The sequence below is a fragment of the Streptomyces diastatochromogenes genome, from assembly GCF_002242805.1.
Taxonomy (GTDB): domain Bacteria; phylum Actinomycetota; class Actinomycetes; order Streptomycetales; family Streptomycetaceae; genus Streptomyces; species Streptomyces diastatochromogenes.
Genome location: NZ_MCGQ01000016.1, coordinates 272,838 through 298,842, shown reverse-complemented (window position 1 = coordinate 298,842; position 26,005 = coordinate 272,838). Strand labels below are relative to the sequence as shown.

General features: G+C 71.9%; 25 protein-coding genes, 1 other RNA gene and 1 pseudogene. 9 read left to right on the top strand and 18 right to left on the bottom strand.

Features of this window, described 5'->3' with window-relative positions; genetic code table 11:
* Positions 1-726: 726 nt before the first annotated feature.
* From BEK98_RS20845 to BEK98_RS20810, 7 genes and pseudogenes are all read right to left on the bottom strand, one after another.
* Entirely contained in the window at positions 727-1,404 is a 678-nt protein-coding gene (locus BEK98_RS20845) for a DUF429 domain-containing protein (protein WP_094218103.1), read from the bottom strand.
* A 31-nt stretch (positions 1,405-1,435) separates the two neighbouring features.
* An RNA gene (gene rnpB, locus BEK98_RS20840) (RNase P RNA component class A) lies at positions 1,436-1,842 on the bottom strand.
* 118 nt (positions 1,843-1,960) lie between these two features.
* Positions 1,961-2,677, bottom strand: a pseudogene (locus BEK98_RS51295) (DMT family transporter); the annotation flags it as partial.
* A gap of 88 nt (positions 2,678-2,765) precedes the next feature.
* Positions 2,766-3,584 (bottom strand): AraC family transcriptional regulator, encoded by an 819-nt coding sequence (locus BEK98_RS20825; RefSeq protein WP_094218101.1) that lies wholly within the window; start codon positions 3,582-3,584, stop codon positions 2,766-2,768.
* A 156-nt stretch (positions 3,585-3,740) separates the two neighbouring features.
* A complete protein-coding gene (locus BEK98_RS20820) occupies positions 3,741-4,262 on the bottom strand; it encodes a TetR/AcrR family transcriptional regulator (protein ID WP_425276616.1) in 522 nt (173 codons plus the stop codon).
* Entirely contained in the window at positions 4,255-4,665 is a 411-nt protein-coding gene (locus BEK98_RS20815; RefSeq protein WP_094218100.1) for a DUF4260 family protein, read from the bottom strand. Before BEK98_RS20815 ends, BEK98_RS20820 begins: the two co-directional genes overlap by 8 nt.
* A gap of 93 nt (positions 4,666-4,758) precedes the next feature.
* Positions 4,759-5,367 carry a TetR/AcrR family transcriptional regulator gene (locus BEK98_RS20810; RefSeq protein ID WP_094218099.1) on the bottom strand — a complete coding sequence of 203 codons (609 nt, stop codon included), beginning with the start codon at positions 5,365-5,367 and terminating at the stop codon, positions 4,759-4,761.
* 100 nt (positions 5,368-5,467) lie between these two features.
* On the opposite strand from BEK98_RS20810, the gene BEK98_RS20805 reads away from it, so the two are divergent.
* Genes BEK98_RS20805 through BEK98_RS20795 form a run of 3 tightly spaced genes read left to right on the top strand, consistent with a single transcriptional unit; the run spans position 5,468 to position 8,481 of the window.
* Positions 5,468-7,090 (top strand): FAD-dependent monooxygenase, encoded by a 1,623-nt coding sequence (locus BEK98_RS20805; RefSeq protein WP_279635473.1) that lies wholly within the window; start codon positions 5,468-5,470, stop codon positions 7,088-7,090.
* A gap of 33 nt (positions 7,091-7,123) precedes the next feature.
* Positions 7,124-7,870, top strand: a complete 747-nt coding sequence (locus BEK98_RS20800) for a MerR family transcriptional regulator (RefSeq protein WP_094218097.1) — start codon at positions 7,124-7,126, stop codon at positions 7,868-7,870.
* Positions 7,867-8,481, top strand: a complete 615-nt coding sequence (locus tag BEK98_RS20795; RefSeq protein WP_094218096.1) for a hypothetical protein — start codon at positions 7,867-7,869, stop codon at positions 8,479-8,481. The genes BEK98_RS20800 and BEK98_RS20795 overlap by 4 nt, the downstream gene beginning before the upstream one ends.
* Here BEK98_RS20795 and BEK98_RS20790 read toward each other — a convergent pair.
* Positions 8,432-9,865: an RNB domain-containing ribonuclease gene (locus BEK98_RS20790; RefSeq protein ID WP_094218095.1), complete on the bottom strand. Its 1,434-nt coding sequence runs from the start codon at positions 9,863-9,865 to the stop codon at positions 8,432-8,434. The genes BEK98_RS20795 and BEK98_RS20790 overlap by 50 nt on opposite strands.
* A 76-nt stretch (positions 9,866-9,941) precedes the next feature.
* Here BEK98_RS20790 and yaaA point away from each other — a divergent pair, with 76 nt between their 5' ends.
* A complete protein-coding gene (yaaA, locus tag BEK98_RS20785) occupies positions 9,942-10,724 on the top strand; it encodes a peroxide stress protein YaaA (protein ID WP_094218094.1) in 783 nt (260 codons plus the stop codon).
* A 76-nt stretch (positions 10,725-10,800) separates the two neighbouring features.
* Positions 10,801-11,448 (top strand): bifunctional 4-hydroxy-2-oxoglutarate aldolase/2-dehydro-3-deoxy-phosphogluconate aldolase, encoded by a 648-nt coding sequence (locus BEK98_RS20780; RefSeq protein ID WP_094218093.1) that lies wholly within the window; start codon positions 10,801-10,803, stop codon positions 11,446-11,448.
* Here the strand turns inward: BEK98_RS20780 and BEK98_RS20775 are convergent.
* Genes BEK98_RS20775 through BEK98_RS20765 form a run of 3 tightly spaced genes read right to left on the bottom strand, consistent with a single transcriptional unit; the run spans position 11,420 to position 14,359 of the window.
* Entirely contained in the window at positions 11,420-12,748 is a 1,329-nt protein-coding gene (locus BEK98_RS20775; protein ID WP_094218092.1) for a bifunctional RNase H/acid phosphatase, read from the bottom strand. The two genes, BEK98_RS20780 and BEK98_RS20775, sit on opposite strands and share 29 nt — an antisense overlap.
* Positions 12,749-12,760: 12 nt before the next feature.
* Positions 12,761-13,504, bottom strand: coding sequence for a CT398-like coiled coil hairpin domain-containing protein (locus tag BEK98_RS20770; protein ID WP_094218091.1), 744 nt, complete (start codon positions 13,502-13,504; stop codon positions 12,761-12,763).
* Between the two features lie 18 nt (positions 13,505-13,522).
* Positions 13,523-14,359, bottom strand: coding sequence for a Nif3-like dinuclear metal center hexameric protein (locus BEK98_RS20765; RefSeq protein ID WP_094218090.1), 837 nt, complete (start codon positions 14,357-14,359; stop codon positions 13,523-13,525).
* A gap of 188 nt (positions 14,360-14,547) precedes the next feature.
* Between BEK98_RS20765 and BEK98_RS20760 the strand changes: the two genes are divergently transcribed.
* Together BEK98_RS20760 and BEK98_RS49075 are read left to right on the top strand one after the other, a co-directional pair.
* Positions 14,548-15,795: a hypothetical protein gene (locus BEK98_RS20760; protein ID WP_094218089.1), complete on the top strand. Its 1,248-nt coding sequence runs from the start codon at positions 14,548-14,550 to the stop codon at positions 15,793-15,795.
* A gap of 94 nt (positions 15,796-15,889) precedes the next feature.
* Positions 15,890-16,054, top strand: coding sequence for a hypothetical protein (locus BEK98_RS49075; protein WP_094218088.1), 165 nt, complete (start codon positions 15,890-15,892; stop codon positions 16,052-16,054).
* Between the two features lie 70 nt (positions 16,055-16,124).
* Here the strand turns inward: BEK98_RS49075 and BEK98_RS20750 are convergent, their stop codons facing one another.
* From BEK98_RS20750 to BEK98_RS20740, 3 genes are read right to left on the bottom strand one after another with little or no spacing between them, the layout of a single operon-like run.
* On the bottom strand, positions 16,125-17,063 hold the full coding sequence (locus tag BEK98_RS20750; protein ID WP_094218087.1) for a 3-oxoacyl-ACP reductase: 939 nt from the start codon (positions 17,061-17,063) through the stop codon (positions 16,125-16,127).
* A 12-nt stretch (positions 17,064-17,075) separates the two neighbouring features.
* Positions 17,076-18,152, bottom strand: a complete 1,077-nt coding sequence (locus BEK98_RS20745; protein WP_094218086.1) for a Zn-dependent alcohol dehydrogenase — start codon at positions 18,150-18,152, stop codon at positions 17,076-17,078.
* 24 nt (positions 18,153-18,176) lie between these two features.
* Positions 18,177-19,052, bottom strand: coding sequence for a MaoC/PaaZ C-terminal domain-containing protein (locus tag BEK98_RS20740; RefSeq protein WP_094218085.1), 876 nt, complete (start codon positions 19,050-19,052; stop codon positions 18,177-18,179).
* Between the two features lie 367 nt (positions 19,053-19,419).
* Between BEK98_RS20740 and BEK98_RS20730 the strand changes: the two genes are divergently transcribed.
* Positions 19,420-20,697 carry a sensor histidine kinase gene (locus tag BEK98_RS20730; RefSeq protein WP_208643170.1) on the top strand — a complete coding sequence of 426 codons (1,278 nt, stop codon included), beginning with the start codon at positions 19,420-19,422 and terminating at the stop codon, positions 20,695-20,697.
* Here the strand turns inward: BEK98_RS20730 and BEK98_RS20725 are convergent.
* On the bottom strand, positions 20,675-22,243 hold the full coding sequence (locus BEK98_RS20725) for an alpha-L-arabinofuranosidase B (RefSeq protein ID WP_094218265.1): 1,569 nt from the start codon (positions 22,241-22,243) through the stop codon (positions 20,675-20,677). The genes BEK98_RS20730 and BEK98_RS20725 overlap by 23 nt on opposite strands.
* Before the next feature lie 214 nt (positions 22,244-22,457).
* On the opposite strand from BEK98_RS20725, the gene BEK98_RS20720 reads away from it, so the two are divergent.
* Positions 22,458-23,069: a response regulator gene (locus BEK98_RS20720; protein ID WP_094218082.1), complete on the top strand. Its 612-nt coding sequence runs from the start codon at positions 22,458-22,460 to the stop codon at positions 23,067-23,069.
* Positions 23,070-23,082: 13 nt separating this feature from the next.
* Here the strand turns inward: BEK98_RS20720 and BEK98_RS20715 are convergent, their stop codons facing one another.
* From BEK98_RS20715 to BEK98_RS20705, 3 genes are read right to left on the bottom strand one after another with little or no spacing between them, the layout of a single operon-like run.
* Positions 23,083-23,904, bottom strand: coding sequence for a hypothetical protein (locus BEK98_RS20715; protein WP_208643169.1), 822 nt, complete (start codon positions 23,902-23,904; stop codon positions 23,083-23,085).
* Positions 23,904-24,443, bottom strand: a complete 540-nt coding sequence (locus BEK98_RS20710) for a SigE family RNA polymerase sigma factor (protein WP_094218080.1) — start codon at positions 24,441-24,443, stop codon at positions 23,904-23,906. Before BEK98_RS20710 ends, BEK98_RS20715 begins: the two co-directional genes overlap by 1 nt.
* A 51-nt stretch (positions 24,444-24,494) precedes the next feature.
* Positions 24,495-25,943, bottom strand: a complete 1,449-nt coding sequence (locus BEK98_RS20705) for an MFS transporter (RefSeq protein WP_094218079.1) — start codon at positions 25,941-25,943, stop codon at positions 24,495-24,497.
* Between the last annotated feature and the right edge of the window lie 62 nt (positions 25,944-26,005).

The following is a 26,005-nucleotide window of genomic DNA, read 5'->3' as shown; positions in this document are numbered from 1 at the left end:
AGACCATGCAAACGCGAAGACGGCAGACGAGTCGGGCTGTACGCCGGGACAGCCCCGTGAGCTCGAAATCGTCTTCTGAGCTGTGTTGTCGTTTCGCATGATGAGGGACCGTGAAGATCGTGTGCACACTCCAGCGGGGCCAAAGCCCTGCCGCGACCACTTATCACTGGGCGCGGGCAGACAGGGCGAGTTCACCCGCAGCTGTGGCCCTGCTGAAGGAGGCGGTCATCCCCTAGAGCCTCTGCACGGCCAGCACCCCGATCCTCACCTCACCAAAACTCCGGGAGGAGATGGCAGCGCAGGCCCGCGCCCTTGGCCGACCGGACGCGGCGGATCGCCTGACCGGCGCGCTGCTGGAAGTGCCAGTCTGACGACGCGCCCTTCACGCATGGGCCGTCAGCCGAGACTGGCAGTCCGTGCACCGTCGTACCGCGTGGAGCCTGGTGTTGACCTGCGTGGCCACCACCGGATGAGCCACGCTCGCCCGGTTCCAGAGACCGGCTCCGGGTCCGGGATCCAGCCCCACTCAGGCTCCTTCACCAGGTCCTCAGTCAGGTGCGAGCAGCCGGGGATGTGCGCGTAACCGGTTCGCGAGATAAGGACCGCGCCAGGCGCAAACCGACGCCACTCCGGCCTGTCACCGGTCACTGCACTGTTCCCTGCCGGATGTTGCCTACGCCAGGGCTAGGATTTCCGTGGTTACCGATCAAGGTGTGTGACGGATAGTCAGTATCGGATCTCGACGACGCGCCCTTCCGCGTCCAGCTCAGGCACCTCGGGAATCCGCCCCGCGACCCCCAGCGCGATTCGGTACGCCGACCAGGCCGCGGCAACGGCATCAAGAACGTCGTCCGCGGGAACGACATCCGCCTCGCCGAGTTCATCCGGCAGCACGAGCCCGGCTGCGGCCAGCAGCTGGCGGCGGCGCATCTGTCCACGCCACGTCTTCTTGGCGTGGCTCATCGGCACCCCTCCGGCCAAGGCGTAGAAGGACACCTCGGGGTGCACCTCGTGGATCCGCTCGTCGGCTAGCCAGCACGCCCGAGCCTCAAGGAGTTTCGGAGCCAGCGCCCACGCCTGCCGGCTCAGCCGATGGCCCGTGAGTTCATGGCACCGATCCCCGGCCGCCGCGTAATCCGACTCCTCCCAGGCCGGTCGCGGTGCCACTAGGAAAACGCTGCTGCGCCGCACCCTCAGCAACGTCCTTGCCTCAAGATCCGCGCTGCGCCAGCCCTTTTCGACCAGGCCCAGCGGCATGTCCACCGCAATCGCCGCTACCCCACCCGCACGCTCGATCAACGCGTCGAGTCGGACGTCCACCAGGCTGCCCGCGTACGCGCCGTCCGTGAGTCTGATGGCTGTCCAGCCCTGCTTGCCGCACGCGTCGATGCCGAGGACATCCATCCCGCCTCACCTCTCGGGCAAGAGGAAGAGGCAGACGAGTCGGGCTGTACGCCGGGTTCTGTTCCGAAGGGTTCTCGCGAACCCCTCGGCGACGGCCATCCATCTAGGACCGGCGTTGCCACCGGCCTCCTGCGGTCTACCCGCGGACTCGGGCGGGCAGCCCTCGAACGTCCGCGCAGAGCCGCCTTTTACAGCGGCTCCTTTTGACCTTGCTCCAGGTGGGGTTTACCTAGCTGCCCAGGTCACCCTGGGCACTGGTGGTCTCTTACACCGCCGTTTCACCCTTACCGAGGACCGAGGTCCCCGGCGGTCTGTTTTCTGTGGCACTGTCCCGCGGGTCACCCCGGGTGGCCGTTAGCCACCACCCTGCCCTGTGGAGCCCGGACGTTCCTCGGGAAGCCCCCTAGGGGGACTCCACGCGGCCGTCCGCCCGGCTCGTCTGCCGTGTCGACCATGGTACCGGGCGTGTGGGGCGGCGGGGACCGGCGGTCGCCGTGGCCAGGACCGAGCCCGCCAGGATGAGGGTGAAGGCGACCAGGATGCCGGAGGTCAGGGGCTCGTTGAGGAAGAGGGCTCCCGCAGCTACCGCCACCGCCGGGTTGACGTACGTGATGACCGTGGAGCGGGTCGGGCCGACCTCCTTGATCAGTTCCAGGAAGGCCACGAAGGCGAGTGCCGTGCAGATGACGCCCAGGCCGGCGAGGGAGGCCAGGACCTGGCCCGACGGTACGGTGGACGGCCAGGTGGCCGCGGCCGCGGGGGCGTAGACCAAGGCGGCCAGGGTGAGGCAGGGGGCCGTGAGCTGGAGGGTGGGGACGTCCTTCAGCCAGCGCGCGGCTATCAGGGGGGCCGTCGCATAGCCGAGGACCGTGAGCAGGACCTCGCCGAGTGAGCGGGCGTCGCCGCCGGTGAGGTGGGGGACGGTGAGGACCGCCACGCCTGCGAGGCCGAGGGTCAGGCCCGCAACCCGACGCATGCCGAGGCGTTCCGTGTCGCCGAAGAAGCGGGCAAAAACTACCCCGACGATCGGTACGCCCGCGATCAGCAGGCCCGCCGTGGAGCTGGACAGGTGCCGTTCGGCGTCAGTCAGGGTGAACCACGGGCCCATGATCTCGATGCACGCGAAGGCCAGCATGGGGAGCCAGTGCGTTCGTACCGTCCGGATGAGGCCGCCGCCTCGGATCGCGAACGGGAGGAGCAGGAGCGCGCCCAGCGCACAGCGCGTGAACACCACCATGGACGGGGACAGGTCGTCCACCGCCACCTTGATCATCAGATAGGGGATGCCCCAGACCACTCCCATCAGGGAGAAGAGAAACCAGCCGCGTGCAGTCATGGGGCGAGTTTCGGTCGTGTACGCGTTAAGTGTCTTGAACGCTGTTGCGGTAGGCCGCCGGGGTCACGCCCAGTACTCGGCGGAACCAGCGGGTCAGGTGCGCCTGGTCGGCGAAGCCCACCAGGCCCGCCACTTCGGCCGGGCGGAGGCCGGCCTCCAGCAGGGTGCGGGCCCGCGTCACGCGGTACTGGGCGAGCCAGGCGTACGGGGGTATGCCCATGGTCGTGCGGAAGGCTCGGAGGAGCTGGTAGCGGGAGAGGCCCAGGTCGGAGGCGAGGAGGGCCAGGGAGGGTGGGGCTGTCAGTTCGTCGGCCAGGCGGTCTCGGACCGTGAGGGCCAGGGTGGCTGCGCCGGGGATGTGGTCCGAGATCGGTCTTGCCGTGGAGTGGCGGTGGGCCAGGGCCGTCAGGAGCCAGGGGAGGCGGGATTCGGCCTCCAGGGGGTCGGGGCAGGCGCTGAGTTCGGTGTGGGCGCGGCGGAGGGCCGTGGCCAGTTCGGGGTCGTCGAGGAGTGGTTCGCGGAAGTGCGGGAGAGTGCCGAGGGTGCCGTCCGCGAGCAGGGTCGGCTCGGCGTACAGGGCGCGGTAGGCGTAGCCGTCGGTGGGGGTGCCGGGGCCGCCGGTGTGCATCTCGCCGGGTTCGAGGACGACGATCGTGCCGGGGCCGGTGCGGATGTGGCCGCCGCGGTAGTCGATCACCTCGGAGCCGCCCACGCACACGCCGACCGTGTACTCGTCGTGGGCGTGCGGGGCGTAGGTGTGTCGGCGGAAGTTCGCGGTCAGCAGGTCGAGCGGGGGGCCGCAGAGCCCCAGTCGCGCCCTCGTCCACAGCGCCTGTTCCGTCATCGGACACACCCCCTTGCCGTGCTCTGCCTGCTGAGCGCTCCGCGGGATGTGCCGCGATGTGCCGTCAGCCGTCTGCGGCGCCGTCGTGGCTGGTCGCGCAGTTCCCCGCGCCCCTTTGCGGCGCTGCAGAACCGCAGCCGACTTCGCCGACCCCGCTTAGACGTGCAACACCTTCAGGCCCCGCTTCCATGCCGCGTCCAGGTCGGCGTCGGCCGGAAACCGGCCGTGGATCTCCAGGATCACCATGCCGTGGGCGAAGGCCCAGATGGCGCGGGCCAGGTCCAGGTCGCCGGCGCAGGCCCGCAGCAGGGGTAGGGCGGCGCGGTCCTCCAGGCCCGCGGGGAGTTCGGCGCGCGGGAGGGGCTGTTCCGTGGCCAGGCAGTAGAGGTGGGGGTGGGCGAGGGCGTAGGTGCGGTAGGCCTCGGCGAGTGTCTCCAGGGAGCCGGGGGTGTGGGCCTCCGCCGCCTCCAGGGCCTCGGCCGATTCCGCGAGCATCTGTGCCGTCAGCTCGACCTCTACGGCGTGCTTGTCTGGGAAGTGCTTGTAGAGGGACGGGGCCTTGATACCGAGGCGGTCGGCGAGGGTGCGCATGGTGAGGGCTGCCGCCCCGGACTCCTCCAGGAGGGCCCGGGCAGCGGCGACGATCTCCCGTGCCCTCGGTGTCAGGCGCTCAGCCACGCTGGTAGCCCTCCTTCGTCCGCAGTCCGTATCCGAAGGCGCGATCGTACGAGATGTGGGCCAGCCAGCCGCACAGCGCCGCGAAGGCGGGGGCCCAGGTGAAGGGGCCGAACGCGTATGCCACCAGCAGCGCCAGCGGGATCAGCGCGCGGTGCATCGCGTTGTAGTACGGCACCGCGCGCGGCGGCAGTTGGCCCTTCGCCATGTGGGGCGCGTCGTCTACGGCGACCAGGAAGGTCAGGTCGGGCAGGACCAGGAAGACCAGGGCGAGGGTGCCGGCGAGCCAGCCGTGGTTCATGGCCTCCAGTACCGCGAAGGCGGACCAGAAGAGGGCTGCCGCGAGCCAGGCCGTGCGACGCAGGACGGTGAGGGGCGAGGTGGCGCTCGTGGTCGTGGCGGACATGGCTGCCTCCAGGGTCATACGGCGCCCGGGCCAGGCTGGCTAACGCCGTTAGCCACGACGGTATGGCTAACATCGTTAGCCGTCAAGGGGCAGCTAGGCAGCCATCCGCTCCAGCGCGGCGAAGGCGGCCTCCAGTCGCGCACGGTGGTCCTCCGCGACCTCCTCCACCGGATCCCCGGCCATCAGCCGGCGCGCCGAGGTGACGTAGACCGTGCGGTACGCGGCGACCGTCAGGGCGGCCAGCAGGCAAGGGTCGGCGACTTCCGTTTCGGCCAGGGCTCCGGCCAGGGCGGACTCGACCTCCTCGACCCCCTCGCGGGCGCGGGCACGCAAGGCCGGTGAGTCGATGACGACACGCCAGAAGTGCACGAACCTCTCCGCGATGGCGCTCAACGGGTGTCTTTGGTCGAGCAGTTGGAGCGTGAGGCGGCGCAGGGCGGCGAGCGGATGTTCGCCGGGGGCGCGTTCGCGTACGGCCGTGACGAACAGGTCGGCGGCCTCGGGGATGCGGTCGAGGAACAGGTCCTCCTTGCGCGGGAAGTAGTTGAAGACCGTCATCGTGGAGACGCCTGCCTCGCGGGCCACCTCGGCGACCGTCACCGCGTCGAAGCCGCGCTGCGCGAAGAGCAACGTGGCGATGTCCGAGATCCGCTGCCGCGTCTCCCGCTTCTTGCGCTCCCTCAGCGAAAGTTCCTCTTTCATGCGAAAACTATAGCCGCTCAAAACTTTTAGTGACTAAAGTGAATTCATGACGACCGACGAGAGCATGACGACCGACGAGGGCATGACGACCGACGAGGGCATGACGACCGACGAGGGCATGACGACGACCGATTACGACGTGGTGGTGGCCGGCGCCGGGCCCGTGGGCCTGTTCCTCGGCTGTGAGCTGGGGCTCGGCGGGGCCCGGGTGCTGGTCGTGGAGCGGCTGAGCGAGGTCGACGAGACGATCAAGGCGGGCGCGGTCAACATCCCCAGCGCGGTGGCGTTCTACCGGCGGGGCCTGCTGCCGGAGATGGCGGCGGTGTGGGAGGCGGCCCAGGAACGGATGCGGGCCTTCGGGAAGCGGCTCAGCGTCCCGCCGAAGTTCGCCGGGCACTTCGCCGGGATCATGATGGACCGCGACCTGTTCGACGGATCCGACCCCGTCTGGGCGGAGGTCGGCCCGGCCGCCGAGGCCGGTCTCGGTGTGCCGCAGGCCGAGCTGGAGCGGATCCTGGCCCGGCGGGCCGCGCGGCTGGGCGTCGAGGTGCGCCGGGGTGTGGAGCTGACCGGGTTCGAGGCGGACGCGGACGGGGTGACCGTACACACGCGCGGAGGGACGATACGGGCCGGCTGGCTCGTGGGCTGCGACGGCGGTCGCAGCACCGTCCGCAAGCTCGCCGGGTTCGACTTCCCGGGGACGGACCCGGAGATCACCGGCTACCAGGCGGTGGTGGAGATGTCCGGCACCGAGCGGCTGGGCGCGGGGTGGAACACCACCGATGTGGGGACGTACGTCCACGGGCCCTTCCCTGGTCGCATCCTCAGCGTCGAGTTCGACGGGCCCCCGGCCGACCGGTCGGCGCCCGTCACCGCCGAGGAACTGCAGGCCAGCCTGCGCCGGGTGGCGGGCGTGCCGGAGGTGACCGTCACGAAGGTCGTGACGGCGACCCGGTTCACCGACAACGCCCGCCAGGTCACCGACTACCGCAGGGGCCGGGTGCTGCTCGCGGGCGACGCGGCGCATGTGCACTCGCCGTTCGGCGGGCAGGGGCTCAACCTCGGCATCGGGGACGCGATGAACCTGGGCTGGAAGCTCGCCGCCGTGGTGCGCGGCCGGGCGCCCGAGGCCCTGCTGGACAGCTACACCGCCGAACGGCACCCGGTCGGCGCCTGGGTGCTCGACTGGACCCGCGCCCAGATCGCGCTGATGCGCCCCGACCGGCATGCCCGGGCCCTGCGCCGGGTGGTGACCGACATGGCCCTGACCACCACCGGTACGACGTACCTGGTCACGCAGATCTCCGGGGTATGGCAGACCTACGACCTCCCCGGCGACCACCCCCTCACCGGCCACAGCGCCCCTGACCTGGAACTCTCCGACGGCACCCGGCTCGGCGACCATCTGCACACCGGCCGGGCCCTGCTGCTCGACCTCGCGGACGACCCGAGGCTGCGCGCCCGCGCCGAGGCATACGGCGACCGGCTGGACGTCCTGACCGTCGCCTGCCCCGCCCGGCCGGACCTGGCCGCGCTGTTCGTTCGGCCGGACGGGTTCGTGGCGTGGGCGGCGGACGCGGAGGCTGCGGACGCGGGGGCAGCGAGCACGGGAGCAGCGAACGCGGGAGCAGCGAGCACGAGGGCAGCGGACGGCGGGGACGACGGCGCGTCCCTGCCCGAGGCCCTGCAACGCTGGCTGGGCTCCGCCGCCGTCACCGCTTGACCCTTCCGCGACGTCAACGTCTGTACTGGACCCATGCGGATCGGAGAACTCGCCGCCGCCGTCGGCGTCACCACGCGCGCGGTGCGGCACTACCACCACCTGGGCCTGCTGCCCGAACCCGAGCGCCTGTCCAACGGGTACCGGCACTACACCCTCCGGCACGCCGTCGTCCTCGCCCGGATCCGGCGGCTGACCGAGCTGGGGATGGGCCTGACCGAGGTACGGGACGTGCTCGCCGACGACGCCGGCAAGGACCTGGTCGAGGTGCTCACCGAACTGGACGAGGACCTGGCCCGACAGGAGGCGGAGATCAGGGAGCGCCGGCAGCGGCTGCGGACGCTGCTGGAGGCCGGGGAGCTGCCCGCCGACGGGCCGTTCTCCCCCGAGCTGGCCGGTCTCCTCGCCGGTCTGCCCGGCAGCGACTCCCCCATGGCCGCCAAGGACCGCGAGATCCTCGCCCTGATCGACACCGGCGCGGCCGCGGCGGACCGGGAGCGGCTGCTGTCCGCACTGCGCGGCACCCTGGACGGCCCGGACGCCCTGGCGCGGGCGCAGGAGGCGTACGCGCTGCTCGACGCGCTCGCGGACGCCGCGCCGGACGACCCGCGCGTGGAGCAGGCCGCGCGGACTCTGGCCGACCTGGTCCCCGCGGAGTTTCTGCCCGCGTCGGACTTCGACCGGGACAACGCCTTCCTGCGCGCCCTCTACGCCGACTTCGCGCCCGCCCAGGCCGAGGCGATCCGCCGCCTCCTGCGGATCCTCGCCGGGGAACGGTCGTGAGAGTCGTCCACGGCCTGGTCCGGCACGAGGCGCGGCTGTTCGTGAGTCTCGGGCTGTGGCTGGCCCGGCGTACGCACGGCACGGCCGGCGGGCGGGCGTTCGGGTATGCGCGGGGGCAGGGCTCGACCCTGTTCGGGCTGGGCTTCGTGTGTGTGGTCGAGTCGTTCACCATGTCCGTGCTGCTGCGCGACTGGCCCGCCGCGCACCGGGTCGTGCTCCTGCTGGACGTCTACACCCTGCTGTTCGTCGTCGGCCTGCACGCGGCCTGCGTGGTCCGCCCGCACGTGCTCACCCCGGACGCGCTGCGGGTGCGGTACGGCGCCCATGTGGACCTGCGCATACCGCTGGCGGCGATCGGGGCCGTACGACGGGAGACGCGCACCACGCACGAGCGCGCGGCGGGCGAACTCGACCTTCCCGTCGCCTCCCGGACCACCCTCACCCTCGAACTCACCGCGCCGGTCACCCGGACGACCCTCTTCGGTCGTCGCCGGACGGCGAGCGTGGTCCGGCTGCACGCCGAGGACCCCGACGACCTCGTACGAGCCCTCACGCGAGCCCTCACGCGGGTGCGAACAGGATCTTCGACGTGCCCGGATCCGCTCGGGTGAGCCGGACCCGCAGGCGTTCGCCGAGCGGGAGGTGCTCGCCCTCGATCCGGCCGATCACGGCCGGGGACGTCAACTGCACGGTGCCGACGGTCGGTTGGCGGTCCGAGAGGTCCACCACGCAGCCGTCGAAGACCTCCCCGACCCGGTCCTTGAGGAGGGCGGCCTCCACGATGTCGACGCACTCCCGCTCGGCCTCGGCCGCGCGGCGGCTGCCCTCGGTCATCCGCTGCGGCAGCGCGTCGAGTGCGGCGAGGACCCAGGCGGGCGGGGTCTCGCCCGCGGCGGCCGCGAGGCAGAGTTCGGCGGCGTAGCGGTCGGCGAGGCGGCGCAGCGGGGCGGTGCAGTGGGCGTAGGGGGCGGCGACGGCGGCGTGGGTGGTGATCGCGGGCAGGTTCCCGTCCCGGAAGACCGTGTAGCCGGCGCCGCGCAGCAGGGTCGTGCACTCCTGGAGGAAGGCCGCGTGGTGGGTGTCGTGCGGGTCGAGGGTGCGGATCAGGGCGGCGTACGACACGTGGTGCGGCCAGTCGATGTGCAGGGCGACCGCGGTACGGCGCAGGCGGGCCACGGCGCCGTCGGGTGCGGCCGGGAGGGTGCGCAGGATGCCGGTGCCGGTGGCCGTCATCAGGTCGGCCGCGGCCATGCCGGTGAGCAGGGAGAGCTGGGCGTTCCAGCCGTCGGCGGGCAGCGGGGCGCGGTAGTTCAGCTCGTAGGTGTGGTCCCGCTCGGTGATCTCCTGCTCGGGGACGCCCAGCGAGATCCCGCCGCGCTCCACCTCGAGGCGCTCCCGGGCCAGGCCGACCTCCCTGAGCAGGGCGACCGGCTCCTCGGCCGTCCCGCTGTCGATCTGCCGCTGCACGCCCGCGTAGTCGAGCTTGGCCCGGCTGCGGACCAGGGCCCGGCGCACGTCGACGGCGACGGTACGGCCCTCCGCGTCCAGGTCGAGCGTCCACAGCACGGCGGGCCGGGTCCGGTCGGGCAGCAGACTCGCGGCGTCCTCGCTGAGCACGGTGGGGTGGAGCGGGACCTTCTGGTCGGGGAAGTAGAGGGTGTTCACCCTCTTGTGCGCCTCCGCGTCCAGGGCACCGCGGGGTGCGACGAAGGCGGCGACGTCGGCGATGGCGTACCGGACCCGGTAGCCGGTGCCCTGCCGGGACAGGTGCATCGCCTGGTCGAGGTCGGTGGAGGTGGGCGGGTCGACGGTGAAGAAGGGCAGGTCCGTGACGTCGTACGACGGCAGGGCGGGCGCCTGCGCCGACCGCTCGGCCTCCGCCTGGACCTCGGCGGGAAAGGCCTCCGGTACGCCGAGTTCGGCGCGGAGCGCGGCGAGGGCGGCCCTCAGAGGGGCTTTGGGGGCGCCGGTCACGCGGATCTTGCGGCGGGGCATGTGTCGAGCGTAGGTCGAAGGCGCGGGGGCAGCACCCCGTACCCTGGCGCAGAACCGGAGAGAAGGAGTACTACCCGTGCTTGTCCTGCTGCCGCCCTCGGAAGGCAAGGCGTCCTCGGGCCGTGGCGCCCCGCTGAAGCTGGAGTCGCTGTCCCTGCCGGGGCTGACCGACGCGCGGGAGTCCGTACTCGGGGAACTGGTCGAGCTGTGCGCCGGTGACGAGGACAAGGCGCGCGAGGTGCTCGGGCTGAGCGAGGGGCTGCGCGGCGAGGTCGCGAAGAACGCCGGACTGCTGACGGCCGGGGCGCGGCCCGCCGGGGAGATCTACACGGGTGTGCTGTACGACGCCCTCGACCTGGCCTCCCTCGACGCGACCGCGAAGAAGCGGGCCGCACGGTCTCTGCTGGTGTTCTCGGGCCTGTGGGGCGCGGTGCGTGTCAACGACCGCATCCCCTCCTACCGGTGCTCGATGGGCGTGAAGCTGCCGGGGCTCGGGGCGCTGGGCGCCCACTGGCGGACGCCGATGGCGTCGGTGCTGCCCGAGGCCGCCGGGGACGGGCTCGTCCTGGACCTCCGGTCCGCCGCGTACGCGGCCGCGTGGAAGCCGAAGGGCGAGGTGGCCGGGCGTACGGCGACCGTACGGGTGCTGCACGCGCCGACCCGGAAGGTCGTCAGCCACTTCAACAAGGCGACGAAGGGGCGGATCGTACGGAGCCTGCTGTCGGCCGGGGCCGCGCCGAAGGGTCCGGCCCAGCTGGTGGAGGCGCTGCGGGACCTCGGGTACGTCGTGGAGGCTCAGGCGCCGGTGAAGGCGGGGCAGGCGTGGTCGCTGGACGTGCTGGTGGAGGAGATTCACTGAGCCTCCTCTAAGGCCGTCGGCCAGGTCGTTGCAACATATGCAATGACCTTTGCGCACCCTGCATCACATCGGCAGGATGAGCGGCATGCCCTCGTCTGTGCTGGACCTCGCGCCTGTCGTCCCCGTCGTCGTCATCGAGGACGCCGGGGATGCCGTACCGCTCGCCCGTGCGCTGGTCGTCGGCGGGCTGCCCGCGATCGAGGTGACGCTGCGGACGCCCGCCGCGCTGGACGCGATCCGGGCCATCGCTGACGAGGTGCCGGACGCGGTGGTCGGGGCGGGGACGGTCATCGCGCCGGAGCAGGTGGGCGCGTGCGTGGCGGCCGGGGCGCGGTTTCTGGTCAGCCCCGGGTGGACGGACGCCCTGCTGACGGCGATGCGGGCGTCCGGGGTGCCGTTCCTGCCGGGGGTGTCGACCACCTCGGAGGTGGTGGCGTTGCTGGAGCGGGGGGTGCGGGAGATGAAGTTCTTCCCGGCGCAGGCGGCGGGCGGGACCGCCTATCTGAAGTCCCTGGCCGGTCCGCTGCCGCAGGCCCGCTTCTGCCCTACGGGCGGGATCGGGCCCGCGAACGCGCCGGAGTATCTGTCCCTGCCCAACGTCGGCTGCGTGGGCGGGAGTTGGATGGTCCCGGCGGACGCGGTGGCCGCCGGGGACTGGGCCCGGATCGAGGAGCTGGCGCGGGCCGCCGCCGGGCTCAGGGACGCAGGTGGGACGTGTCGTTGAACAGCCGCACGCTCGCGTTGCCGTCCGCGTAGTACGCCACCGCCGACAGGGAGGCAGCGGAGAGTTCCATGCGGAACAGCGACTCGGGCGGGGCGCCGAGGGCGAGGCGTACGAGGGTCTTGATCGGGGTGACGTGGGTGACCAGCAGGACCGTGCGGCCCGCGTAGGCCGCGACCAGCTTCTCCCTGGTGGCCTCCATCCGGGTGGCGGTCTCCGCGAAGCTCTCGCCGCCGCCGGTGGGGTGGGCCTCGGGGTCGGCGAGCCAGGCGTTCAGATCGTCCGGGTGGCGCTCGCGGACCTCGCCGAAGGTCAGGCCCTCCCAGGCGCCGAAGTCCGTCTCCCGCAGGCCCTCTTCGATCGTGACGTCCAGGCCGAGGCGGGCGGCGACGACGCCGGCGGTCTCGCGGGTGCGGGCGAGGGGGGAGGCGAGGATCGCCTGGATCGTGCCTCGCTTGGCGAGTGCCTCTGCTGCTCGGTGGGCCTGCTCGCGGCCCGCGTCCGAGAGGGAGGGGTTGGTGCCGCCGCTGCCGGAGAAGCGTTTCTGGGGGGTGAGGGGGGTTTCGCCGTGGCGGAGGAGGACGAAGGTGGCGGGGGCGCCCATGTCTGCGGCGGCGCTCCAGCCGGGGGTGGAGGGGCGCTGCTCACCGGACACTGAGGGGGGCTGCTCGTCGGGGGTGGTGGGGCGCTGCTCGCTGGGAGGTGCCGCTGCGCCCACCCGTGCCGCCCCAGCGGCACGACTGCCCGCAGCTGCGGCGGCCGAGTCGACCTTCGCCAGCGCCGCCCGCGCCTTCGCCGCACCCGCTGCCGCGTCTCCGGGCGGGCCCGACGGCTCGGGTACGGCGCGCGGGGTGTCCAGCGCGGCCCTGGACTCCGACGGGGACCACTGGCCGCCCTTCGCCCCCGCGTCCATCGCCTCGTTGGCCAGGCGGTCGGCGTGTTTGTTCTGTTCGCGGGGGATCCACTCGTAGGTGATCTGGTCCCGGGGGAAGATGCGGCCCGCCTCGGCAGCGAGGGGCTTCATCGAAGGGTGCTTGATCTTCCAGCGGCCCGACATCTGCTCGATGACCAGCTTGGAGTCCATGCGGACGTGGACCCGGGCGGTGGGGTCCAGGGTGTGCGCGGTGCTCAGGCCCGCCACCAGGCCGCGATACTCGGCCACGTTGTTCGTGGCGATGCCGATGTACTCCGCGATCTCCGCGAGGGCTTCGCCCGTCGCCGCGTCGATCACCACGGAACCGTAGCCCGCGGGCCCCGGGTTGCCCCGCGACCCGCCGTCGGCCTCGACGATGAACTCCCTCACCGCGCCGACTCCTTACAGACCCGACTCGGCCGTACGCACCAGGATGCGACGGCAGTTCTCGCAGCGGATCACCGTGTCCGGGGCCGCCGAGCGGATCTCGTTCAGCTCGGTGATGGCCAGCTCCTGGCGGCAGCCCTGGCAGGTGCGGGCGTACAGCTTGGCCGCGCCGATGCCGCCCTGCTGCTGGCGCAGCTTGTCGTACAGCTTGAGCAGGTCCGCGGGGACGGAGGCAGCGATGACCTCGCGCTCCTTGGTCACCGAGGCGACCTCGCCGTCGATCTCCTCGAAGGCCGAGCCCCGGCGGCCGCTCGCGTCGTCGATCTTCGACTGGACGGACCCGACCCGCTCGGTCAGCTCGGTCACCCGCTCCTGCGCGGCCTCGCGGCGCTCCATGACCTCCAGGACGACGTCCTCCAGGTCGCCCTGGCGCTTGGCGAGGGAGGCGATCTCGTGCTGGAGGTTGGACAGGTCCTTCGGCGAGGTGACGGCGCCGGAGTCCAGGCGCTGCTGGTCGCGGGCGGCACGCTGGCGCACCTGGTCCACGTCCTGCTCGGCCTTGGTCTGCTCGCGGGCGGTGTCGCTCTCCTCGGTCTGCGCGGCCACCAGCAGGTCGCGCAGCTGCGTCAGGTCCTTGTTGAGCGACTCGATCTCGGCGTGCTCGGGCAGCGACTTCCGCTTGTGTGCCAGCTGCTGCAGGCGGACGTCGAGGGCCTGGACGTCGAGGAGTCGGATCTGGTCGGCGGGCGCGGCGTTCAGTTGGGGGCTCCCGATGGGCTAGTTGGTGACGGTGGACGCCGCGTGGGCGGTCCAGGGGTCGGTGACCGTCTTGGACACGTGGACGCGCAGGTCCCAGCCGTGGCGGTCGGAGATCTCGTCGAGCTGGGCTGCGGCCAGCTCGCACCAGGGCCACTCGGTGGCCCAGTGCGCCGCGTCGAGCAGCGCGAGAGGACTTTGGGCCACCGCCTCGGAGGCCGGGTGGTGGCGCAGGTCGGCGGTGAGGAAGGCGTCGACGCCGGCCGCGCGGACCTGGTCGAAGAGGCTGTCGCCGGAACCGCCGCTGACGGCGACCGTGTGGACGACGGCCTCGGGGTCGCCGGCCACCCGGATGCCCTGCGCGGTGGCGGGCAGCCGCTCGGCGGCCCGGGCGGCCAGTTCGCGCACGGTCACCGGGTGGTCGAGTTCGCAGATCCGGCCCAGGCCCCGGCGCCCCTCGGGGTCGGTCGGGTCCGGCACGAGGGGTCGTACGACACGGAGGTCGAGCGCGCCGGCGAGGGCGTCCGAGACGCCCGGGTCGGCGGTGTCGGCGTTGGTGTGGGCGACGTGCAGCGCGATGTCGTTCTTGATCAGCGTGTGCACGACCCGGCCCTTGAAGTGCGTGGCCGCGACCGTCGTCGTACCGCGCAGGTAGAGCGGGTGGTGGGTGACCAGCAGGTCGGCGCCGAGCTTCACGGCCTCGTCGACGATGTCCTGGACGGGGTCGACGGCGAACAGGACCCGGGTGACCTCCTGGCCGGGGTCGCCCACGACCGTGCCGACCGCGTCCCAGGACTCGGCCCGCGCGGCGGGCCACAGGTTCTCCAGCGCGGCGATGACTTCAGACAGACGGGGCACGGGGAAAAGGCTACCTGGCTGTTCTGCCGGGCTGTACCGCATCCGCTTCCCCTGGTCCCGCTCAGCACATACGCCCCGGTTCCTCAGAGGAATCGCTTCTGCGCCACCCGTATGTGTGAAGCCGGGGTCGGGCCTATCCCACGCCCGTGCGTGCGAAAACTAGCTTCGTCGCCGGAGGTGACCGAACGATGACAGCCTGTGCGATCGAACCCCCCTCCACCGGTGAGGACGACGGTGTGCCGGGGACGCGGTGCGCCATCACGGTGGACGGCGCGTACGCCGCCCGCCTCGCGCTGGGCGGTGACTCCTGGTTCCCGGAGCGCTGGACCCTGGACGGCCCGGAGCCGTACGCGGTGCCGCTGCCCGGCAACCAGCCGGAGGAGCCCGGCACCCAGGTGCAGCCGATGGCGGACGGGCGGGTGCTGATCCAGCGGATGGTGGAGCGCCGGCACACCTTCTCGCTGCTGTACCCGACCGGCCCCGGCACCGGCGAGCTGCCGCTGGGCGCGGTGGAGTGCGCGGAGCCGGGCACCCGGCTCCGGCTGCTGCCGCCGGCGCCGGGCGGGGTGCGCGCCTACGCCCTCTCCGTCGGTCCGCGGGCCACGGCGGTGTGGCTGGTGGCGGGCGGCGCCTTCGGGCCCGAGCTGCTCGCGGAGGTGCCGGGGCGCTGCTCGGGCGGGGTCTGGCTGGACCGGGGCGGGCGGCTGCTCGCGCTGGACCGGGAGCTGGGCGGGCGCACCAAGACGGTCGTGGTCGACCTGGGGCGCGGCGGCGAGATCTCGCCGCTGCTGCAGATCGCGGAGGGCAGTGACGACCGGTTGCTGCTCGCCGACCCGGACAGCGGGCTGCTGCTGATCTCCTCGGACGCGCCCTCCCCGGGGCAGGAACGATTGGGCTGGGGGGTCATGGGCAGCATGCTGCCGGTGCGCTTCCCGGAGTGTCTGCGCGTCCGGGACTGCGCGGTGACGCCGTTCGCGATCCAGCCGGGGCAGGTGCTGATGCCGGAGAGCTGTGCGGTGGCGCTGTGCATCGACGGGCCGTTCGGCAGCTGGGTCGGCACCTGGCGGCCGGCCGAGCGGCAGGTACGTCATCTTCCGGCGCCCGAGGGGTGGTTGACCGGGTCGGGGCTGTGGACGCCGGACGGGGTGCTGCGGCTGCCGTACGCCACGGGGGAGGTCCCGTGCGGCGTGGCGGAGCTGACGGCACCCAGGGGGGAAGCGGGGGGCCTGGGGGCCGCGGGCGGTACGGCCGTCGCGGGGCCGGGGGGAACGGGGGTACCGGGGGACGCGGGGCCGGGGGATCCGGTCCGGGACGGCATGGCTGCCGGGGTGCCCGAGGCGTCCTGGCAAACGGCGGAACCGGATCCTCCGGGACCGGTGACGGTCCGTCCGGTACCGCTGCAACAGGCACCTCTCGGCCGACTTGTAACGAAGTAGCACCGGTCGGCGTGCCCGCCTGGATTCGGCCCGTGGTGTGCCGGTTACACTCGCCCGGCTGTAAGAGATCTTGTTGACGGGGTGAATTCTTCCGATGAGCGACACCAGCACGACTCAGCCGCTGTCTGCCGACTCTCAGGACGCGGCCGGACACGGCCGACACCGGGGCCCGATCGCGGTCCAGGACCGCGAGACGGCTCCGCGTGGGCGTCACCGCAAGCCGGCCGAGGAGACCACCGAGGCGGCTGCCTGGCGGTAGCAGGAGAGAGAAGAGGGGGTGCCCGTCGCACGACGGGCACCCCCTCTTTCCTTTGCCTCTTTCCTTTGCGTCAGCCGCGCTTGAGGCCCAGCACCTCCGCGGCCGCGAACGTCTCCCCCGGCGGCCGGTCCGCGTAGTGCGGGGTGAGCAGCGCGTCGAGTTCGTCGTACGTGAACGTCTCCTGCTTGCTGTCGAACTTCGCCTGCACCCGCGGCCGTTCCACCACGGCGACCATGCCGCCGTGGACGACGAGCAGCTGGCCGTTGACCCGGGCGGCGGCGGGTGAGGCCAGGTAGCCGACGAGCGGGGCGACATGCTCGGGGGCGAGCGGGTCGAGGCCCTCGTCCGGCTCCTGGAAGCCCGCGAAGACGTCCTGGGTCATCCGGGTCCGGGCGCGCGGGCAGATCACGTTGGCGGTGACGCCGTACTTGGCGAGGGCGAGGGCGGTGGAGGTGGTCAGGCCGACGATTCCGCCCTTCGCCGCCGCGTAGTTGGGCTGTCCGGCGGAGCCGGCCAGGAACGCCTCCGAGGAGGTGTTCACGATCCTCCCGTACACCGCCGCCCCGGCCGCCTTGGAGCGCTCGCGCCAGTGTGCGGCGGCGAAGCGGGTGGTGTTGAAGTGTCCCTTGAGGTGGACGCGGATCACCGAGTCCCACTCGCCCTCGGTCATGGAGAAGACCATGCGGTCGCGCAGGATGCCCGCGTTGTTGACGAGGATGTCCAGCTTGCCGAACTCGGCGACGGCCAGGTCGACGAGTTCACGGGCCTGCTGGAAGTCGGCGACGTCTCCGGTGTGCGCGACCGCCCGGCCGCCCGTCTGGCGTATCTCGGCGGCGACCTCCTCGGCGGGCCCCGCCGAGGCCTCGCCGGAGCCGTCGCGGCCGGTCTGTCCGTAGTCGTTGACGACGACGGCCGCGCCGAGCCGGGCGAGTTCGAGTGCCTCGGCCCGGCCGAGACCGCGCCCGGCGCCGGTGACGACGGCGGACAGTCCCTCAAGTGGCAGTGGCATGCCCGTCCGTCCTCAGATCTCGATGCACGTACGCAGGGCCGTCCCGGTACGCATCTGGTCCAGGGCCTCGTTGATCTCCGCCAGCGGCACCCGGTGGGTGATCAGGCCCTCCAGGTCGATGCGGCCCGCCCGCCACAGGGCGATGGTGCGCTCGTAGGAGCGCAGGACGTCTCCGCCGCCGTACATGGAGGGCAGTATCCGCTTCTCGTCGAAGAACAGCTCGAACATGTTGAGCTGCAGGAAGTCGTCCATGGCGCCCGCGCCGACCACGACGAGGGTGCCGCCGCGCCGGGTGTTCTCGTACGCGGTGCGGGCGGTGGCGGACCGGCCGACGACCTCGAAGACGTAGTCGAAGCCCTCGCCGCCGGTGACCTGCTGCTTGGCGTCGGCCAGCTCCTCCGGTGATACGGCCTTCGTGGCACCGAACCGGAGCGCGGACTCGCGCCGGGAGGCGACCGGGTCCACGGCGACTATCTCGGCGGCTCCCTTGAGCCGCGCGCCCTGGATGGCGGAGATGCCGACGCCGCCGCAGCCGATGACGGCGACCGACGAACCGGCTTCCACATCGGCGGTGTTGAGGGCGGCGCCGAGTCCGGTCGTCACGCCGCAGCCGATGAGGGCGGCGATGTCGAAGGGCACGTCGTCCGGGATGGGCACCGCGCAGCCCGCGTCCACGACGACCTCCTCGGCGAAGGTGCCGGTGCCCGCGAAGCCGAAGACGTCACCGCCGGGGCGCTTGAAGTTGGGGGTGCCCGCGTTCATGAACCCGGCCAGGCACAGCTCGGTCTGGCCGCGCTTGCAGGCGGGACATGCGCCGCAGGCGGGCAGCCAGCAGAGGACGACCCGGTCGCCGGGCTTCAAGTGGCTTACGTTCTCGCCGACTTCGATGATCTCGCCCGCACCCTCGTGCCCGGGCACGAACGGGGCCGGCTGGGGCAGCACCCCGTTCATCGCCGACAGGTCCGAGTGGCACAGCCCGGTGGCCCGCACCCGGACCCTCACCTTGCCGGGGCCAAAGCCCACCGCCTCGATGTCCTCGATGACTTCCAGCTTTTCCTGGCCGATCTCGTGCAGTACGGCTGCGCGCATGGTGCGGCTCCCCTCGGAGGCTCTTCAGGAGTGCTGAACGATGGTGTCGGCCAGGACGGGCGCGTCCTCCCGCTCGATAGCGCTGACCGCGACCCGGACCTCGCCCTCCCGCCGCCACATCCGGATCCGCAGGGTCTCCCCCGGGTACACGACCCCGGCGAACCGGGTGGTGTACTCGCGCACCCGGGTCACATCGCCGCCGAGCAGCGTGTCCACGACCGCCTTCAGCGTGATGCCGTAGGTGCACAGCCCGTGCAGGATGGGCCGGTCGAACCCGGCGAGCTTGGCGAACTCGGGGTCGGCGTGCAGGGGGTTGTGGTCGCCGGAGAGGCGGTAGAGCAGGGCCTGGTCGGCGCGGACGGGCCGCTCGACGGTCCGGTCGGGTTCGCCGGTGGGTGGTTCCAGGCGCGTGGAGGGGCCGCGGTCGCCGCCCCAGCCGCCTTCCCCGCGTACGAAGATCTGGGCGTCGTTGGTCCACAGCGGGCCCTCGGCGTCGGTGACTTCGGTGCGCATGACGAGGACGGCGGCCTTGCCCTTGTCGTACACGGCGGCGATGCGGCCGGTGACGGTGGCGGTGCCCTCGGCCGGCAGGGGCCGGTGGATGCGCAGCGTCTGGCCACCGTGCAGCACCTTGGCCAGGTCGACGTCGACGCCGGGCATGGACAGGCCGCTGATCACCCCGGGCGAGCCGGCACCGGCGACGGTCGCGAAGCTCGGCAGCACGTGCAGCCGGGACTCCAGGGTGTAGCGCAGCTCGTCGGGGTCGGTGGCGGGGCTGTCCTTGTCCGGGTTCGCGCCGGCGCCGATGCCGAGGTGGTAGAGCTGGACGTCCTTGGCGGTCCAGGTGATCTCGCCGGTCCGGGGCTCGGCGGCGAGGGCCTTGGCTGCGTCGATGGGCATGGGGCTCCTGACGGGTCTCAAGACCTCGGCGCGGACGTCCGCACCGTCGGCCGCACCGAGGTCGTCCAGGGGCGGATCTAGAACGCGTTCCAGTCCGGCGCCCCCTGTATAGCCCAGCACTCCGCAGTTGTGAAGACTCCTGACACTGTGTCAGGCGGCGTGGCTGTGACATTTGTACTGCCCGAGTGCGGACATCCGCATCTGCCGGTGGCGGTCCCGGACTCCTACCGTCGTAGGCATGAGGCAGACGCGGCGCGCCGGCCCCGGTGCGATCATCGTGCTGACCATCCGGCTGCCGGCGTTCGGTTCGTACGCTGTGCTGTCGTACCGCCGCAGGGCGGCAACCATCTGATCGGGGGACAGAGAGATGTCGTGGTGGACAGGGGCGAGATGCCACTTCCAGGCCGTGCAGGAGGCGCGAGCCCGATGGCGGGCGGACATGGAGCGGTTCCAAGCCGCGCAGAAGGCCGCCCGGAAGAACGGGAAGACCCCGGACGTCGACCACCCGGGGCCGCCGCCCACCGGCTTCGCGCTGCTGCCCTGGCTGCTGATGGGCATGGGGTCCTTCTCCAATCTGCTGCAGGGCGAGACCCCGAACCCGTGGGTCGGCGGTCTGGGGCTGCTCGCCTTCAACTCGCTGTACATCTACGTCACCTTCCGCGCCTTCGACCGCGAGAGGCGCGAGTCGGTCTCCACCCGGGTGGCGCTGGGGCTGATGGGCCTGGTGACCACGGGCCTGGCCGTCGGATACGGCGGCAACTGGCTGATGTTCTTCCCACTGCTGGGCCTCGCGACCGGCGCCACTCTGCGCGGTCCCTGGCTGGGCCGTACCGGAGTGCTGCTCGCGGTGTACGCGACGGCCGTGTCCGGCGTCCGCGACAACTGGGGGGACGCGACGAACATCGGGTACGCGACCTTCCTGTCGAGCATGGTGACCGCCGCGATCCTCGGCCTGTCCGAGGCCGTGCGGGAGCTGCGCGCGGCCCGGGAGGAGCTGGCCCGGCGGGCGGTGGAGAAGGAGCGGCTGCGCTTCTCCCGCGATCTGCACGACCTGCTCGGCCACACCCTGTCGGTGATCGTGGTGAAGTCGGAGGCGGCCCGGCGGCTGGCCCCGCGCGACATGGACGCGGCGCTCACGCAGATCGGTGACATCGAGTCGGTGGGCCGGCAGGCGCTGACCGAGATCCGCGAGGCGGTGACCGGCTACCGCGAGGGCAGCCTGGCCACCGAACTGACCCGGGCCCGCTCGGCGCTGTCCGCGTCGAGCGTGGAGCCGGAGGTGCGCCAGTCCGGGACGCCGCTGGCCCCGCAGACCGAGGCGCTGCTCGGCTGGGTGGTGCGCGAGGCGGTCACCAACGTCGTCCGGCACAGCGACGCCACCCGCTGCGAGATCACCGTCGAGAGCACCGCCGAGCAGGCCCGGCTCACCGTCACCGACAACGGCTCCGGCAAGGCCGTCACACGCCCCGCCGAGGGCATCGGCGGGACCGGTCTGAAGGGTCTGACCGAGCGCCTCGCGGCGGCGGGCGGCTCCCTCAGGGCCGGCCCGTCGCCGCGCGGCGGCTTCGCGGTCACCGCCGAACTCCCGGTGGAGCCGACGGATCTGACCGCTGTGGCAGTGGCTACGGCGCCCAGGGCGCGCTGACCGCCCAGCTGACGTCGTCGCTCCAGGAGGTGCTGCTGTCCCAGGCGTTGGAGCCGCCGTTGCTCGCTATGTAGACGTTGTTGTTGTAGTGGCGCAGGTACTTCGTCGGGTAGTTGTACGAGGCGAACGAGGTGCCCGTGCCGCTCTTGCCGGTCTGCGGACAGAAGGTGGCGTCCGCCCGGAACTGGCTGGTGCCGTCCATGGGCTGCCGGTAGAGCCGGTAGTTGTAGTGGCGCAGGAAGTCACCGGGGTAGTTCCGCGACTCGAAGGAGACACAGGAGCTGTCGGCGAGGCCCTTGCGGACGATCCAGGTGGCGTCGCTCTTGTCGAGGGACGAACTGCTCGACGTCAGCGGGGAGATGACGGCCGCGTCGTTCTGATGGCGGACGTAGTCGGTGGTGCAGCAGGAGGTCGTCGCGCGCAGCGAGATCTCCGAGCCGGCGTTGAGTGTGCCGGTGCTGCCGGTCGAACCGCCGTAGCCGACGGAGACGATGTTGGACTGGACGGCGTCGTCGGCGGCGTCCGTCGGGATGCCGGAGGTCATCACGCCCTCGAAGAAGGACCCGATGGAGCCGTTGCTGTTGTCGCCGCCGGTGCCGAGGACGATCGCGCCCTCCTGGTGCATCGGCGAGTAGCCACTCGTGGTCGGCTCACCGCCGGAATAGGTCGTCGTGAGCCCGCCGGATTGCGCATTGCCGTATTTCAGCGCGAAATGGTTCTGCCCGTTGTTCTTCAGCAGCGCGGTCACGAACGGCAGGGGTCCGGTGCCGGTGTTGGAGGTGTTCTTGCTGTACCCGGCGTCGGACTGGAACAGCCCGTTCTCCAGGTCGGCCTGCACCCACGGTCCCTGCCCGTAGCAGGGCGAGAACCAGCACTCGGTGCCGAAGTTGATGGCGTCCATGTGACCGTTGCCGGTGTCCGTGTTGTTCGTCTCGGCGTTGCCGTAGTCGAAGCAGCAGCGGTTGTTGACGTGGGTGCCCGAGGTCACCATGTACATCCCCTCGGCCTGCCCGTTCACGGCCACGCCCGAGGTGGAGTTGTCCCGGTAGCCCATGCCGGCGGATATCTCCAGGCCGTAGACCTGGTGTCCGCCGACGGTCACCGGCAGGGCGTCGGCGGGCGAGCCGACGTCGGCCGCGCCGGCTCCGCCCGCGCCCTCGATGGTGAGATGGTTGTGGCGCGGGGACTGGTCGTAGATCTCGGTGATGATGCAGGTCGTGCCGGAGCAGAAGGAGTCCTGGGCGGCCGCGTTGGCGTATCCGCCGGTGGCCAGCAGGCCGATGTTCGCGGTGGCGCCGTCGGAGGCCCGCTTCACCTGGTAGAGCGAGCCGCTGTACGACGAGTACAGCGCCCGGACCAGGCTGTGCGCGGCGACGCAGGGCGTGCCGGCGGCCGCGTAGACGTCACAGGGCAGCGAACTCGCGGCGGCGGCCTGTGGGGCGCCGACGCCGACGACGAGCGCGGCGATGGTCGCGAAGGCCGCGAGCACGGAGAGGACGGCGCTTCTGAGCCGCCGTGGACATGAGCGCAGGAGTGTGGGGAGCACGTGCACCTCTTCGGTTCCTGGTAGGGCGGTGCGGGGTGTTGGTCGAAATACCGGACGTCGTTCGATCGAAATACCGAACCCATTCGACGTCGAAATGCCGAACAATTACCGGAAATGCAGAGGCGATTGTTTGCGGGTCCCCAGGGGCCGTCAACCCCTGCGGACCGGAACCATGACGAGTCTTTAATTTCCCGCCCTTGGCTACGCTTGGACCGTGAAGAACATCCGAGTCCTCCTCGCCGAGGACCAGGGCATGATGCGCGGCGCGCTCGCCCTGCTGCTCGGCATGGAGGACGACATCGAGGTGGTCGCCCAGGTCTCGACCGGCGACGCGATCGTGGCGGAAGCGCTGCTGCGCCGGCCGGACGTGGCCCTGCTGGACATCGAACTCCCGGGCATCAGCGGCCTGGACGCGGCGGCCGAGCTGCGCGAGCAGGCGCCCGACTGCCGGGTGCTGATCCTGACCACCTTCGGCCGGCCCGGCTATCTGCGCCGGGCCATGGAGGCCGGAGCGGCCGGATTCCTGGTCAAGGACGGGCCGGTGGAGGAGCTGGCCCAGGCGATCCGGCGCGTGCTCACCGGGGAGACCGTGGTCGATCCGGCCCTGGCCGCGGCCGCGCTCAGCGCCGGGCCGAATCCGCTGACCGCCCGGGAGTGCGATGTGCTGAAGGCGTCGGCGGACGGGGCGACGGTCGCCGACATCGCGGGCAGGCTCCATCTGTCCGAGTCCACGGTCCGCAACTACCTGTCGTCCGCCATCGGCAAGACGGGCACACGGAACCGGGCCGAGGCGGTGCGGGAGGCCCGGCAGCAGGGGTGGCTGTGACCTCCCGGCGGTCCTACTTCGTCACCTCCGCCGACGCGTAGGACGTTCCCGCCGGTCCCGTGCACACGAACCAGTTGGCGCCCTGGAAGCCGTCGACCACGCGGATCGCCGATCCCGTGTCGTGGGCGGAGAAGCCCTCGGTCGGCTCGGCCACGGCCGTCGTGCCGTCCTTCCAGTGGCAGGTCACCTGCCGGGCCGTCTTGGCGACGATGCCGATCACCAGCCGTCCGGAGCTCTCGCCGCCATATCCCAGACGGGTCGCCGCGGCCTCCAGGTCAGTGCCGGAGTACTTCTCGAACTTCTCGACCGTGTTGAACATGACCTGCTGCGGCCGGTTCTCGCCCCAGCCCCGGGTCGCGAAGTACGAGATCTTGCCGATCAGGTCGGCGGGCTTGCGCGCATCCGCCGGCTCGATGCCCAGCTCGGCCATGGCGTCGAATTGCCGGTCCGCCTCGGCCTCGTTGCGCGGTGCTCCCCACACCTGGACGGTGACGTGCCACTCCTTGCCCTTGTAGGTCCCGCGCGCCAGCTCGGTCCGCTGCGGCTCGTACACATGCCGTGCCTCCGCCGAGGCCGGCGGCTTCGCCACGTTCGTCTGCCGGTCCCCGTGGCCGCCGCCCGGCAGCCCCGTCACCGCCAGCGCTCCCGTCGACCCGGCCACCACCAGCGCCGTAACCGTCGCCACCGCCCAGCGCCGCGCTCTGCGTCGCCGGCCGCCGCGGATGACCGCCTGGACCGGGGCTATACCGATCTCGACCTCGTCCGCGGCGTCCGCGAGGAGGAGGGCGATGTCCGTCTGGCTCATGTCGTGGTTCCTGTTCTGGTCCGCGCTCATCACTTCCGCCCTCCCTGCGTCACCATCTCGGCCAGTCCCGGTATGGCGCGGAGTTTCGCGATCCCCTTGGCCGCGTTGCTCTTCACCGTGCCGACCGAGCAGCCCATCGCCTCCGCCGTCTGGGTCTCCGTCAGGTCCTCCCAGTAGCGCAGGACCACCGCCTCCCGCTGCCGCGCGGGCAGTTGGGCGAGCGCCTTGAGCAGGGCGCTGCGGTCGTCGGCCTGCGCGATGCGGTCGCCCGTGTCGGGCGCCTCGTGCACCAGACCCGAGTCGTCCCTCGGCGCGAGGAACTCCTTCAGCCTTCTTCTGTGCTTGCGCGCGTGCGCGTTGATCATCACGCGCCGTACGTACGCCTCCGGATCGTCGGCCGAGCCGACCCTGCGCCAGGCCACATAGACCTGTTCGAGCGTCGACTGGACCAGGTCCTCCGCCGCGTGCTGCTCCCCCGTGAGGAGAAATGCCGTACGCATCAGCCGCGGCCAGCGGCCGACCATGAAGCTCTGGAACTCCTCGTTCCGAGCCTGCTTCCGATCCCCCATGGGCACCTCCTAGATGTCAAAAGGAGTCCACGGGCCGCCCGTACCGTTGCCTCAGTTCGCGGAACTCGCGGAAATTTTCTTCGGCAGCCACAGCAGCATCAGCACCACCCCGCCCAGCAGCACCCCGGTCCCGGCCCGGAACGCCAGCGCGTACCCCTCGGTCAGCGCCTCCGCCCCGACGCCGCTCCCGGTGTGCGCCGTACGCGCCGCCGCGATCGTCGACATCACCGCGAGCCCCAGCGAACCGCCCATCGTGCGCGAGGTGTTGACCAGACCGGACACCAGCCCGGCGTCCGAGGGCGCCGCCCCCGCCGTGGCGAGCGCGGCCAGCGGCGTCGCCGAGAGCCCGGCACCCAGCATCATCAGGATCCCCGGGCCCATGACGGAGGTCGGGTAGGCGCCGTGCGCGGTCATCGTCGACTGCCAGGCGAACCCGGCGACCGCGATCAGCGCCCCCAGTACGGCCACGGTGCGCGCGCCCAGCGCCGGCAGGAAGCGGGGCGCCAGCTTGGAGCCGAGCACCACCGCGAGGGAGCTGGGCACCAGCGCGAGTCCGGCGAGCAGCGGCGAGTACCCGAGCACGTTCTGCGCGTACAGCGTCATGAAGAACCACATGCAGAACATCGCCGAACCGCTCAGGAACATCGCCGCGTTCGCCGACGCCACCGAGCGCAGCCGGAACAGCCCGAGCGGCATCAGCGGGGCCGGTGTGCGGGCCTCGACGGCGAGGAACAGCCCGACCAGCGCAAGCCCGGCGACCAGCGGAACCAGCGTGGCCGCCGACGTCCACCCCTCGGCCTCGGTCTGCGAGATGCCGTACGCCAGCGTCGCCAGACCCGCCGTCACCAGCACCGCGCCCGGCAGGTCGAGCCGGCGCCCGTCCCCCGCCCGGCTCTCCGCCAGCCACCTCAGCGAGCCGGCGAGCACCACCGCGCCGACGGGCACGTTGATCAGCAGCACCCACCGCCAGGACAGCACGTCCACCAGGGCCCCGCCGACCAGTCCGCCCGCGGCCCCGCCGCCGGCGCCCACCGCGGTCCAGGTCGCGATGGCCCGGGCCCGGGCCGGACCGTCGGGCACCGCGGCGGTCAGCAGCGTCAGCGTCGAGGGCGCCAGCACCGCCGCGCCCAGCCCCTGCACGGCGCGCGCCACCAGCAGCTGCCAGCCGTCCTGGGCCATGCCGCCGGCCAGCGAGGCCAGCGTGAACAGGCCGAGCCCGACGAGGAACATCCGCTTGCGGCCGTAGAGGTCACCGGCCCGCCCGCCGAGCAGCATGAACCCGGCGAAGGCGATGGCGTACGCGTTCACCACCCACTGGAGGCCCGACGCGCTCAGCCCGAGGTCGGTGCGCATCGACGGCAGGGCGACGTTCACCACCGACACGTCGAGCACGACCAGGAACTGCCCGGCGCAGGCCAGCGCCACCACCACCCAGGTGGCAGGCGTGACGCGGCGGGATATGAGGGGAGGGGTGTCGGCGGCTTCCAGCATGGGTGTCATGCTCTCAACCCGGTTACGGTCCTTGCATCGGCATTTCGGACCACCGCCCTCTGGGTCGTACG

Bases quoted from the DNA above. Each gene is read 5' to 3' on its own strand.
- BEK98_RS20845 (WP_094218103.1), bottom strand. From the start codon at position 1,404: ATGGATGTCCTCGGCATCGACGCGTGCGGCAAGCAGGGCTGGACAGCC.
- BEK98_RS20825 (WP_094218101.1), bottom strand. From the start codon at position 3,584: ATGACGGAACAGGCGCTGTGGACGAGGGCGCGACTGGGGCTCTGCGGC.
- BEK98_RS20815 (WP_094218100.1), bottom strand. From the start codon at position 4,665: ATGTCCGCCACGACCACGAGCGCCACCTCGCCCCTCACCGTCCTGCGT.
- BEK98_RS20810 (WP_094218099.1), bottom strand. From the start codon at position 5,367: ATGAAAGAGGAACTTTCGCTGAGGGAGCGCAAGAAGCGGGAGACGCGG.
- BEK98_RS20805 (WP_279635473.1), top strand. From the start codon at position 5,468: ATGACGACCGACGAGGGCATGACGACGACCGATTACGACGTGGTGGTG.
- BEK98_RS20800 (WP_094218097.1), top strand. From the start codon at position 7,124: ATGCGGATCGGAGAACTCGCCGCCGCCGTCGGCGTCACCACGCGCGCG.
- BEK98_RS20790 (WP_094218095.1), bottom strand. From the start codon at position 9,865: ATGCCCCGCCGCAAGATCCGCGTGACCGGCGCCCCCAAAGCCCCTCTG.
- BEK98_RS20780 (WP_094218093.1), top strand. From the start codon at position 10,801: ATGAGCGGCATGCCCTCGTCTGTGCTGGACCTCGCGCCTGTCGTCCCC.
- BEK98_RS20760 (WP_094218089.1), top strand. From the start codon at position 14,548: ATGACAGCCTGTGCGATCGAACCCCCCTCCACCGGTGAGGACGACGGT.
- BEK98_RS49075 (WP_094218088.1), top strand. From the start codon at position 15,890: ATGAGCGACACCAGCACGACTCAGCCGCTGTCTGCCGACTCTCAGGAC.
- BEK98_RS20750 (WP_094218087.1), bottom strand. From the start codon at position 17,063: ATGCCACTGCCACTTGAGGGACTGTCCGCCGTCGTCACCGGCGCCGGG.
- BEK98_RS20745 (WP_094218086.1), bottom strand. From the start codon at position 18,152: ATGCGCGCAGCCGTACTGCACGAGATCGGCCAGGAAAAGCTGGAAGTC.
- BEK98_RS20740 (WP_094218085.1), bottom strand. From the start codon at position 19,052: ATGCCCATCGACGCAGCCAAGGCCCTCGCCGCCGAGCCCCGGACCGGC.
- BEK98_RS20730 (WP_208643170.1), top strand. From the start codon at position 19,420: ATGTCGTGGTGGACAGGGGCGAGATGCCACTTCCAGGCCGTGCAGGAG.
- BEK98_RS20715 (WP_208643169.1), bottom strand. From the start codon at position 23,904: ATGAGCGCGGACCAGAACAGGAACCACGACATGAGCCAGACGGACATC.
- BEK98_RS20710 (WP_094218080.1), bottom strand. From the start codon at position 24,443: ATGGGGGATCGGAAGCAGGCTCGGAACGAGGAGTTCCAGAGCTTCATG.
- BEK98_RS20705 (WP_094218079.1), bottom strand. From the start codon at position 25,943: ATGACACCCATGCTGGAAGCCGCCGACACCCCTCCCCTCATATCCCGC.